We start from the raw sequence: 11,554 nt of genomic DNA, 5'->3' as shown, positions 1-11,554 counted from the left end.
TTGTCTTCTTTTTTTTGTAAAAGCAGTTTGGCGATATAGTATGGAAATTTCTTTTCGGTTATATGTAAAAACTGCTGAATGATGACATAATCGTCGCTTGCACATTGCAGGAGGAGGTCGTACCACCATTCCGTTTCATATCTGGCAATCATGCTTAGATTGTAGGCGATCAAATAATGAATCAAAATTTCAGGGAGCTTTAAAAAGCGGTCACGTGCAGCTGGGAATAAAAAGGTGCCGCTCTCAAGATCAAAAAGCAAGCTTGTCGAAGTGCTTGGATGATATTCTTTTTGATCGGCGGAGAACGTGAGCCAGTCTTTGTCTTTGCCTGATAGTACCCAGTTTAAATGATATTTCACATGCTCGATGAAACGTTGGGCTGACATGTTATAAGCGTCGGCCGTATGAGCAGGGAGCCGGATACATCCCTTATCCAACACGGCTTTCACCATTGGGTTTTCTCTTTTTTGAAATGAGAGCACATTATTGATTTCCGGAATGTTGACTAAAAGCTGTTTCATGCTGAAACGTTCGTCTTCGAGCCCTTTTAATTGAAAAAGGGATTGAATGACATGCATGCAAAGCCCGTTTCTTTGAATTTTTACTTCATCCTCATAAAAACGGTAATTTTGTTTTTTGCGTTTTCTCGTGGTTACGCCATGTGCAAGCACAGAAGTGTGGCTTGGATAGGAAGGATCTGACGTTAATATGCAGGCTTTTAAAAGCTGAGCCATTCCGTAAAATAAAAGAATCGGCTTAATTTCAATCGAAGCCATTTTCGCTTGCTTGTAAAAAGCTTCTGCATGTTTAAGAAAAAAAATGAACCGTTCTCCATTTTTATATGAATTTTTTTTAGCATCATCCATACCGAGATTTTTATATACCATCTCTAGAAAATTCTGGGCGGTTTCAACAGAGTAAAACAGCTCTAGTTCCTTCCATCCTTTATTTTGCATGAACTCCACTTCCCTCTTGTTTATTTTCTAAAAATTACAACTGTTTACTGCTTTCTTGACAGTCGGTTTTCAAGTTGATAATCTACATATAATATTTTGCCGAAAAGAGGGGGATTTACTAATGTGGGAAAGCAAATTTTCGAAAGAAGGCTTAACGTTTGATGATGTTTTGCTCATTCCGGCTAAATCAGAAGTTCTGCCGCGAGACGTTGATTTATCGGTTGAGCTGACTCCAACTCTAAAACTGAATGTTCCAATTATCAGCGCAGGTATGGATACCGTGACAGAAGCCGAAATGGCCATTGCAATGGCGAGACAGGGCGGCATGGGCATCATCCATAAAAATATGTCAATCGAACAGCAAGCTGAACAAGTTGACAAAGTAAAGCGTTCAGAGCGCGGCGTCATTACGAATCCGTTTTTCCTGACACCCGAACATCAAGTATTTGATGCAGAACATTTAATGGGCAAATACAGAATCTCAGGTGTTCCGATTGTCGATAACAGCGAAGATCAGAAGCTGGTAGGTATCATTACAAACCGCGATCTTCGATTCATTTCTGATTATTCCATGAAAATCAGCGATGTGATGACAAAAGAAGAGCTTGTTACGGCTCCAGTCGGCACTACACTAGATGAAGCAGAAAAAATTCTTCAGAAATATAAAATCGAAAAACTCCCTCTTGTAGATGATCAAGGTGTTTTAAAAGGTCTTATCACCATCAAAGATATCGAAAAAGTAATTGAATTTCCGAACTCCGCCAAGGATGTCCACGGCCGCCTGCTGGTAGGGGCTGCAGTTGGTGTAACCGGCGATACAATGACACGCGTCAAAAAGCTTGTCGAAGCCAATGTCGATGTGATTGTCGTCGATACCGCACACGGCCATTCCCAAGGTGTTCTGAATACGGTTAAAAAAATAAGAGAAACTTACCCAGAGCTGAACATTATCGCAGGAAACGTGGCAACTGCCGGAGGAACAAAAGCACTGATTGAAGCAGGAGCAAATGTGGTCAAAGTGGGCATCGGCCCCGGCTCCATCTGTACGACCCGTGTTGTAGCTGGAGTCGGCGTTCCGCAGGTAACTGCGGTTTATGACTGTGCGACTGAAGCAAGAAAGCACGGAGCTGCGATTATTGCAGACGGCGGAATCAAGTATTCCGGAGACATTGTAAAGGCATTGGCTGCCGGCGGACATGCTGTCATGCTGGGAAGCCTTCTTGCCGGTACATCTGAAAGCCCTGGCGAGACCGAAATTTATCAAGGCAGACGCTTTAAAGTGTACCGCGGCATGGGTTCAGTTGCCGCAATGGAAAAAGGAAGCAAGGACCGCTATTTCCAAGAAGAAAACAAGAAATTTGTTCCTGAGGGCATTGAAGGCCGTACGCCTTACAAAGGACCTGTTGCCGATACGATTTATCAGCTTGCCGGCGGTTTGAAATCCGGTATGGGCTACTGTGGAACGAAGGATTTGCGGTCTTTAAGAGAGGATTCGCAATTCATTCGGATGACTGGCGCCGGCCTGAGGGAAAGTCATCCTCATGATGTACAAATTACCAAAGAATCGCCTAACTATACCATTTCTTAATCAAAAATGACAAAAATTAAACCATAGACAGAGTGATACTCTGTCTATTTTTTTTTGCTTTATTATGATAAAATTTATAATGTTGTGTTGAAAAATGTCTTTTATGGCTTTTACATAGATTGAGTATGATGAAAAGCGGAGGTATCAGATTTGAAAAGCAAGAGAATCAAGCAGCTGATCATGTTGGTTATGGCTTTTGCTATAGTGGTAGGTGCATTTTCGCCTATGTCAAACGCAAAGGCTGCGAATGATCCAATTAACGTAAACGCAAAGGCGGCAATATTGATTGAAGCGTCATCAGGGAAGGTTTTATACAGCAAAAACGCCGACCAGCGTCTTCCTGTTGCCAGCATGGCTAAAATGATGACGGAGTATCTTCTGTTGGAAGCGATTCATGAGGGCAAAGTGAAATGGGATCAAAAGTATACGCCGGACGATTATGTCTATGAAATTTCCCAAGACCGCTCATTGTCCAACGTTCCGCTTCGCAAAGACGGTTCCTACACCGTAAAAGAGCTTTACCAGGCGACTGCGATTTACTCTGCGAATGCAGCGGCAATCGCTCTTTCAGAAATCGTTGCCGGCTCTGAATCAAACTTTGTTGAATTGATGAATAAAAAAGCTAAAGAACTTGGAATGAAAAACTTCAAATTTGTCAATGCAACAGGTTTGGAAAATAAAGACCTTCATGGAAAACATCCTAGCGGAACAAGCGCTAATGAGGAAAATGAAGTGTCTGCAAGAGACATGGCGATCCTTGCCGATCATTTAGTCAATGATTACCCTGAAATCCTGGATACGGCAAGCATTGCCAAAACAAAGTTCAGAGAAGGCACAGATGATGAAATGGACATGCCGAACTGGAACTTCATGCTGAAAGGCCTAGTGCAGGAATATAAGGGCGTTGACGGATTGAAAACGGGATCAACCGACTCAGCGGGATCATGTTTCACCGCGACTGCCAAAAGAAACGGAATGCGCGTGATTTCCGTCGTGCTTAATGCAAAAGGCAACCTTCACACAGCGCGCTTTGATGCAACGAAAAAAATGCTGGATTATGCCTTTGACAATTTCTCAATGAAAGAACTGTATGCGAAAGGCGCCCAGGTAAAAGGGAATGAGACGGTTAAAGTCGACCAGGGAAAAGAACAAGAAGTCGGCATCATCACAGAAAAAGCTCTGTCAATCCCTGTGAAAAACGGAGATGAGAAGAAATATAAGGCGAAAGTAACACTTGATAAAAAGGAGCTTTCCGCACCTGTGAAAAAGGGTGAAAAAGTCGGTACTTTGACGGCCTCCTATACAGGAGATGAGAAGGATTACGGCTTTATCGGAAGCGATATATCAGGTGTGAAATTGGTGACAAAAGAAGCAGATGAGAAAGCAAACTGGTTTGTATTGACGATGCGCAGCATCGGCGGATTCTTCGCCGGAATTTGGAACAGCATCGTTGATATGGTAACCGGCTGGTTTTAAATTGGTAAAGAGCTCTATGATTAGGGCTCTTTATTGTAATATTGCATTTACAATCCTAACGATTTGGTATTAAAATAGAAAAAATCTTCGTGTTTTTCCATATGATTTTGCGGTATTATAGGATACAATAAGATTAAATCTGATAATTCTATCTTTGATTAGGGGGATCCTAGAAATGGCTCAAACAGGTACTGAACGTGTAAAACGCGGTATGGCAGAAATGCAGAAAGGCGGCGTCATCATGGACGTTGTCAATGCTGAACAAGCAAAAATCGCAGAAGAAGCAGGAGCCGTTGCAGTTATGGCGCTGGAGCGTGTTCCAGCTGATATCCGTGCGGCAGGCGGGGTTGCCCGTATGGCAGATCCGACGATTGTCGAGGAAGTCATGAACGCAGTTTCTATTCCGGTTATGGCAAAAGCACGCATCGGACATATCGTTGAAGCGCGTGTTCTTGAAGCGCTTGGCGTTGATTATATTGATGAAAGTGAAGTTTTGACTCCTGCGGATGAGGAATTTCATTTAAATAAAAATGAATTTACGGTTCCATTTGTATGCGGCTGCCGCGATCTTGGCGAAGCGACACGCCGGATTGCAGAGGGAGCTTCCATGCTTCGCACAAAAGGCGAGCCGGGAACAGGCAATATCGTTGAAGCGGTCCGCCATATGAGAAAAGTGAACGCTCAGGTGCGCAAAGTGGTTGGCATGAGCGATGACGAACTGATGACAGAAGCCAAAAACCTCGGTGCTCCTTATGAGCTGTTAAAGCAAATTAAAGCTGAAGGACGCCTTCCTGTTGTAAACTTTGCCGCCGGCGGTGTAGCAACGCCTGCTGATGCTGCTCTCATGATGCAGCTTGGCGCTGACGGTGTTTTCGTAGGATCCGGTATCTTTAAATCGGACAATCCTGCAAAATTCGCGAAAGCGATTGTTGAAGCGACAACGCATTACACAGATTACAAACTGATCGCCGAGCTGTCAAAAGAGCTTGGAACTGCGATGAAAGGTATTGAAATTTCAAATCTGCTGCCAGAACAGCGTATGCAAGAACGCGGCTGGTAAACGTTAAGGAGACGGTTTTACATGCTGACAATTGGTGTACTTGGACTTCAGGGAGCAGTAAGGGAACACATTCGTTCAATTGAAGCATGCGGAGCGGCCGGAAAGGTCATTAAATGGCCTGAAGAGCTGAAGGAAATCGACGGCCTTATTTTACCGGGAGGCGAAAGCACGACGATGAGGCGTCTCATCGATACGTACCAGTTTATGAAGCCTCTTCAGGAGTTTGCCGCATCCGGAAAGCCGATGTTCGGAACATGTGCAGGCTTGATTATCCTGGCGAAGAAAATTGCCGGTTCTGACGATGCTCATCTTGGAGTCCTGGATGTAACAGTAGAGCGGAATTCATTTGGAAGGCAAAGGGACAGCTTTGAAGCGGATTTAACAGTCAAAGGGCTGGAAGAACCGTTTACAGGCGTGTTTATCCGCGCCCCGCACATTTTAGAAGCGGGAGCAGGCGTCGAAGTTCTTTCAGAGCATGACGGAAGAATCGTCGCAGCCAAACAAGGGAATCTCCTCGGCTGTTCCTTCCATCCTGAATTGACCGATGACCACAGAATGACTAAGCTGTTCATTGAGATAGCGGAAAAGCACAAGCAGGAAGCTGTCGTATAAAACAGTTGAAAGCTGTGAAAACTTGTAGTACATTAAAAAGACAATTACAGATCGAAAAGCGTTGACAGGAAGCAGTAGGAAGCCTCTCTTTCCAAGAGAGCCGATGGTTGGTGTGAATCGGTGAAAGATGCTGTCCGAATCCCTCCTTGAGCGAAATGCTGAACAATTCAAGTAGGCATTTACGGGAAGACCGTTATGAAACGAAGCGGAAAACGATGGACAATGTGCCTCGTTTTCAATCAGGGTGGCAACGCGAGAGCTCTCGTCCCTTTATACAGGGGGACAAGGGCTCTTTTTTTCGGTCAAATCAGTAAAAAGGAGCGAGACAGATGCTTGACGTGAAATTGCTGCGGGCAAATTTTCAAGAAATCAAACAAAAGCTTGCCCACAGGGGAGAAGATTTAACAGACTTTGATCAATTTGAGGAATTGGATGCAAAAAGAAGAGAACTGATCGTCAAAGTGGAAGAATTGAAAGGAAAGCGCAATGAGGTCTCCCAGCAGGTGGCGGCCCTGAAACGCGAGAAAAAGGATGCCGACCATATCATTAAAGAAATGCGCGAAGTTGGCGAACAAATTAAAAAGCTAGATGAAGAACTTAGAACTGTCGAGTCTTCTCTGGATAAGATCATGCTGTCCATTCCAAACATTCCGCATGAATCTGTACCGGTCGGCGAGACTGAAGACGACAATGTCGAAGTTCGCAAATGGGGCGAGCTTCCCAAATTTTCATTTGAGGCGAAGCCTCATTGGGACATTGCCGATCAATTGGATATTCTTGATTTTGAGCGAGCCGGAAAAGTAACGGGCAGCCGCTTTGTGTTCTATAAAGGGCTAGGCGCGAGACTTGAACGTGCATTATATAACTTTATGCTCGATCTTCATGTGGATGAGTACGGCTATACGGAAGTGATTCCTCCTTATATGGTGAACCGGGCAAGCATGACAGGAACAGGGCAGCTTCCTAAGTTTGAGGAGGACGCTTTTAAAATCAGGGAAGAGGATTATTTTCTCATTCCGACAGCGGAAGTGCCGATTACAAACATGCACCGTGATGAAATTTTATCCGCCGATTCCCTGCCGATCAACTATGCTGCGTTCAGCGCTTGCTTCCGTTCAGAAGCCGGTTCAGCTGGAAGAGACACACGGGGATTGATTCGGCAGCATCAATTTAATAAAGTAGAGCTTGTCAAATTTGTGAAGCCGGAAGATTCTTATGAAGAGCTTGAAAAACTGACCAATCAGGCTGAAAAAGTGCTTCAGCTGCTGGAGCTGCCTTACCGTGTCATGAGCATGTGTACGGGCGATTTAGGCTTTACGGCTGCAAAAAAATACGATATCGAAGTATGGATTCCGAGCCAAAACACGTATCGTGAAATTTCATCCTGCAGCAACTTCGAAGCCTTCCAGGCGAGACGGGCCAATATCAGATTCAGAAGGGAAGCAAAAGGAAAGCCTGAACATGTCCATACATTAAACGGCTCCGGCTTGGCAGTCGGCCGAACGGTCGCCGCTGTATTGGAGAATTATCAGCAGGAAGACGGAAGCGTCGTCATTCCTAAAGCGCTTCGTCCATATATGGGGAACAAAGAAGTGATCCAGCCATCATAAAAAAGGTGCGTCATAAGGCGCACCTTTTTATTTTAATAACCAGACTGCAGCCACATTTCGCGCGCAGCGCTCCAAATATAAGCTCCCATTGGCAAGGGAATCCTCCAAGGAGCGGATTCCGGGCACGATAGAAAAAAGTGCGGAAATGCCTATGTCATAAACAAGTTCACAGCCCTCGCCAAGCGAACCAGCGAAAGCGATGACAGGAATATTTTCCTTTGCGGCCCGTTTGGCGATTCCTGCCGGTGTTTTTCCGTAGATCGTTTGGCCGTCTATTTTTCCTTCTCCTGTAATGACAAGATCGGCTCCTTTGATGCGTTCTGAAAATGATAAGGCATCCAAAACAATGTCAACGCCGCTTTTTAATTCCGCTTTTAAAAAGGCATACAGCCCAGCTCCCAAGCCGCCTGCCGCACCGGCTCCCGGCAGCGGATCGACCTCTATGTTTAATTCGCTTTTGATAACCGCGGCATAATGTTTTAAATGTTGGTCTAAATGAGCAACCATCTCATCAGTCGCTCCCTTTTGCGGCCCGAAAACCGCAGATGCCCCGCGGGGTCCCGTTAACGGGTTATCAACATCACAAGCCGTTTCAAATGTGACTTGTTTTAATTTTGGATGGAGACCGCTGACATCAATTTTGGCAACTTCAGACAGCGCACCGCCGCCATCCTGAATCTCCTGTCCCTCCCTGTTTAGAAATTTGACGCCCAGTGCACTGGCCATGCCTGCTCCACCGTCATTCGTAGCGCTTCCGCCCAGTCCGATGATAATCTTGGCTGCACCTTTTTCTACAGCATCCAGGATCAGTTCTCCGGTTCCTCTCGATGTCGTCAGGAGCGGGTTGCGCAATTTGGGCGGAACAAGGTGAAGGCCCGATGCCTCCGCCATTTCAATAACGGCCGTTTTTCCGTCTCCAAGAAGCCCATAAGCAGCATTCACGGGTGTTCCAAGAGGTCCTGTTGCCTTTTTGTAAATCATTTCTCCGCCGGTGGCATCTACCAAAGCCCGAACCGTTCCTTCTCCGCCGTCGGCAACCGGAATTTTGATATACTCGGCATCAGGCAACACGGCCTTAAAGCCTTTTTCAATGCTTACAGCCGCCTCCAGCGAGGACAAGCTTTCCTTGAAAGAATCAGGTGCGATCACGATTTTCATAACTTCTGCTCCTTTTTAAATAAAGAATTGAAAAATCCCGAAGATCAAGGTTGAAATGATGGTTAAGATCAAGCCGATGACTGATTCATATGGAATAAGTTTAAGGCGTTCTTTCATGGACATAAAAACACTGCCTCCTGTCGCATGAAAGAAACTTCCATGGGGCATGTGATCAAGGACGGTTGCCCCGGCGTGAATCATGGCTGCTCCCGCAAGGCCGGCGACACCGAAATCAAGCAGAGTCGGACCAAATACGCTGCTGGCGACAGCCGTACCCGCAGTTGTTGAGGCTGTCGCCATGGACATCAGCATTCCCGAAACCGGAGCTAAAAGAAAAGCGGGCAGTCCCAATCCGACAAGGCTGTCTGTGATCAATGCGTTGAGACTGGAGTTGGCGATAATGCCTGCAAGTGTTCCGGTTCCGATCAGCATGACGGCGACGCCTGACATCTTGGAAAGGCCTGAAGCGGCATAATCCTTCAGCTTGAGCGCCTGTCCCGAAGCAATCGCCGTCACGAGGCCTCCTGCCGGCAGAGCAATAATTGGATCAATGGTAATTCCTGCTGCCGGTCTTAAAGCGAGCAAAAGGATCGCGGCTATCGGACCGCTGATCGCCGCCCAAAATGACGGAAACCGCTGATTGGAACTGTTTTCAATTTCTCCGTCAACAACCTGTGTTCCTTTATTGGAGAGCCGTTTTGCCAACAAATATGTGGCTCCCAAACCGAAAAAAGCAGGTATGATTCCCGCGGCCATGACGGATGTCAAAGGGACATGAAACGCATCTGAAGCCGCAATCGCATTGGGATTGGGGGACATGATATTTCCCGCTTTCCCGCCGCCGATCATCGCTAAAAGTATAGCCGCTTTACTGATTGAAGTCCGTTTTGCGATGGCCAGGGCGATCGGAGCAACGGTAATAACGGCAACATCGACAAATACCCCAACCGTTGTTAAGATGGCCGCCGCAAGGGTCAAGGCAAGCAATGCTCTTTTTTCACCGATTTTTTGGACGATGGTTTCGGCTATGACAGCTGCCGATCCCGACTGAATCAGAACGCCTGCAAGCACGCCTGCCGCCAAAATGCGAAGCACGGCAGGCATCATGTTTTTAGCGCCTGCTATCATTAAATCTGTTGTTTCTATTAAATCCGCACCGCCAATTAAGCCTCCTGCTAAGGCTCCGGCCATCATGCCGTAAGCCGGCGGAACTTTTTTCAAAATTAAAAAGATGGAAATGGCTAATGCACAAAGGGCGCCTATCGCGTGTATTTGAATATCCATTTCTGCAACCCCTCCTTTACGTCCAATTGTAAACGCTTTCTGACGGAGGGAGAATTGTTCAGATATACGGATTTCATCACTGTATCCCACATTAAAATTGTTCATTTGAACAAAAAGATGAAAAAAGGGTAATCGCTGTATACAGCTTAAACAAGTCTTCCAAATGTTTTGGATTGCATCCGGTCGCCGCTTCGATTTTTTTTAAGCGGTAATGTAATGTGTTGCGGTGAATGAACAGCCTTGATGAAACTTCTGCTATTTCGCCGTTCGCGTTAATGTAGCAAAGAAGGGTTTTGGCCAAGTCGCCTTTTGAATCTGCTTGAGAAAGGCGCTCCCAGATTTTTTTGACATGCACTTCCTGATCAGGCTGCCGAACCTTTGATAGAAGAACAGGTATCGCAAAGTCCCGATAATCGTAAAAATAACGGTGAGGACCCATCGTTTTGGCAATTTTCAAGGTTTGCTTTGCACTTTGATAGGAAAAGGACAGCTGCTGAAGCTGTTCCGCCTGCTCCCCCATCGCTCCTATGATTGTGTCCCATTGGCTGAGCCAGTCATGCCAGGCTGAATAGATGTCAGACCGCTTTTTTTCGGGTTCATCTGTCAGTAAGACGGCAATCTCCGTTAAAGAAATATTGGCGTAAAGATCTTGAGGCTTTAAATGTTTTTCAAGGCCTTTGGTAAATGCCGGCTTTATATCAGCGGAAGGAAGCTCAAAGACCAAGCATATACGCTTATTTTTCAAGGGAATGCTTAAACGCTCTGCACGTTCCAGAAAGTCAAGAGAAGTCAAATCACCACCCTGGATCATTTGGATGACCGTTTCTTCCCGCAGTCTTTGATCCCAAGTCAGCTGTTTTGTCAAAAATGCCTGTTCAACCGTCAGTTCCGCCGCCATTTTGACCAGTTCTCCATAATGGCTGACTTCAGAAGGAGAGCCGGTAATGCCGATGACGCCGATTATTTCATCATGAAATACGATCGGGAGATTTACCCCAGGTTTTGTGCCGGTCAAATCAGAACATTCTTCAGGTGTGATGCTGATGATGCTTTCAGCTGAAAGAACATCTTTTGCGCCGTCATGCTCATTGCCAATCCTCGTACGGTCTCCAGAGGCAATGATGACCCCGTGTTCATCCATGATATTGATATTGTGCTGAATAATCGACATTGTTCTATCAACAATTTCCGCCGCCAGTTCTTTTGAGAGATACTTCATGTTATCGCTGCTCCTGTCAGTTGAAAGATTTACACGCGAATGTTCCCATCAATCCACCATTCGATAAATTGTGTTAAAGAAGGGGCGACCCACGTCCGGCTGTCATCCTCGTGATTCCAAACATATATATCGTCTTTTTGTATAGAGCTATTTAAAATGGAATAAGCAAATAAATCACCGTTTCCCGCATCAGCGATAAATAAGAGACAGTCAAAGGGCATGTATATATCCTTAAAAACTTCGCCATTTCTCAGGTCCTCATTTTCCTCTATGATTCGGTCCGTGGACCAAATCAGATGACAGCCGAATTCGTCATTGATTCCATCTGTTTCTTTCAGCAGATTCTCCAATTCAATTGGGAGCTGAATATTGAATTTTCGTTTGATTTCTTCCAATTTTGAGGGTTCAGCAGGTTTGTTAAACGTATATTCACCGGCTAAACGCCTCAGCATATGACTCCACATTTCCATCATCCTTTGTTATAATCGTTATTCGTATATCATTATAGCAAGAGATCAATAAAATTAAATTTTTTATCGAAATTCCTCTTGACTTAAAAGGATAGGACATGTTATATTAATTCTTGTCGAT

General features: G+C 45.4%; 10 protein-coding genes and 1 other annotated feature. Of the genes, 5 read left to right on the top strand and 5 right to left on the bottom strand.

Translation table 11 applies throughout. The annotated features are described in order from the left end of the window. On the bottom strand, positions 1-956 hold a 956-nt coding region (locus BTR1S_RS21190), incomplete at its 3' end, for a YaaC family protein (RefSeq protein WP_061781689.1). Positions 957-1,077: 121 nt separating this feature from the next. On the opposite strand from BTR1S_RS21190, the gene guaB reads away from it, so the two are divergent. From guaB to serS, 5 genes are all read left to right on the top strand, one after another. Then, positions 1,078-2,544, top strand: coding sequence for an IMP dehydrogenase (gene guaB, locus BTR1S_RS21185; protein ID WP_006640425.1), 1,467 nt, complete (start codon positions 1,078-1,080; stop codon positions 2,542-2,544). Between the two features lie 180 nt (positions 2,545-2,724). Beyond that, entirely contained in the window at positions 2,725-4,020 is a 1,296-nt protein-coding gene (locus BTR1S_RS21180) for a D-alanyl-D-alanine carboxypeptidase family protein (protein ID WP_373870252.1), read from the top strand. Between the two features lie 175 nt (positions 4,021-4,195). Next, positions 4,196-5,080 (top strand): pyridoxal 5'-phosphate synthase lyase subunit PdxS, encoded by an 885-nt coding sequence (gene pdxS, locus BTR1S_RS21175; protein ID WP_006640427.1) that lies wholly within the window; start codon positions 4,196-4,198, stop codon positions 5,078-5,080. A 21-nt stretch (positions 5,081-5,101) separates the two neighbouring features. After that, positions 5,102-5,692, top strand: a complete 591-nt coding sequence (gene pdxT, locus BTR1S_RS21170) for a pyridoxal 5'-phosphate synthase glutaminase subunit PdxT (RefSeq protein WP_006640428.1) — start codon at positions 5,102-5,104, stop codon at positions 5,690-5,692. A 52-nt stretch (positions 5,693-5,744) separates the two neighbouring features. Continuing rightward, positions 5,745-5,965 (top strand) — a binding site (T-box leader). Between the two features lie 56 nt (positions 5,966-6,021). After that, a complete protein-coding gene (serS, locus tag BTR1S_RS21165) occupies positions 6,022-7,302 on the top strand; it encodes a serine--tRNA ligase (protein WP_006640429.1) in 1,281 nt (426 codons plus the stop codon). A 27-nt stretch (positions 7,303-7,329) separates the two neighbouring features. Here the strand turns inward: serS and BTR1S_RS21160 are convergent, their stop codons facing one another. The 4 genes from BTR1S_RS21160 to BTR1S_RS21145 all read right to left on the bottom strand — a co-directional run bounded on the left by BTR1S_RS21160 (position 7,330) and on the right by BTR1S_RS21145 (position 11,427). Next, positions 7,330-8,460 (bottom strand): glycerate kinase, encoded by a 1,131-nt coding sequence (locus tag BTR1S_RS21160; RefSeq protein ID WP_029418458.1) that lies wholly within the window; start codon positions 8,458-8,460, stop codon positions 7,330-7,332. A 15-nt stretch (positions 8,461-8,475) separates the two neighbouring features. Next, positions 8,476-9,744 (bottom strand): GntP family permease, encoded by a 1,269-nt coding sequence (locus tag BTR1S_RS21155; RefSeq protein ID WP_006640431.1) that lies wholly within the window; start codon positions 9,742-9,744, stop codon positions 8,476-8,478. Between the two features lie 91 nt (positions 9,745-9,835). Beyond that, on the bottom strand, positions 9,836-10,963 hold the full coding sequence (locus BTR1S_RS21150; RefSeq protein WP_006640432.1) for a sugar diacid recognition domain-containing protein: 1,128 nt from the start codon (positions 10,961-10,963) through the stop codon (positions 9,836-9,838). A gap of 29 nt (positions 10,964-10,992) precedes the next feature. Then, entirely contained in the window at positions 10,993-11,427 is a 435-nt protein-coding gene (locus BTR1S_RS21145; RefSeq protein WP_029418457.1) for an SMI1/KNR4 family protein, read from the bottom strand. Positions 11,428-11,554: the final 127 nt, after the last annotated feature.

This window comes from Bacillus sonorensis NBRC 101234 = KCTC 13918, assembly GCF_001592005.1.
GTDB classification, from domain to species: domain Bacteria; phylum Bacillota; class Bacilli; order Bacillales; family Bacillaceae; genus Bacillus; species Bacillus sonorensis.
The sequence above is the reverse complement of the archived record's forward strand: the minus strand, read 5'-3'. Positions and strand labels throughout refer to the sequence as shown.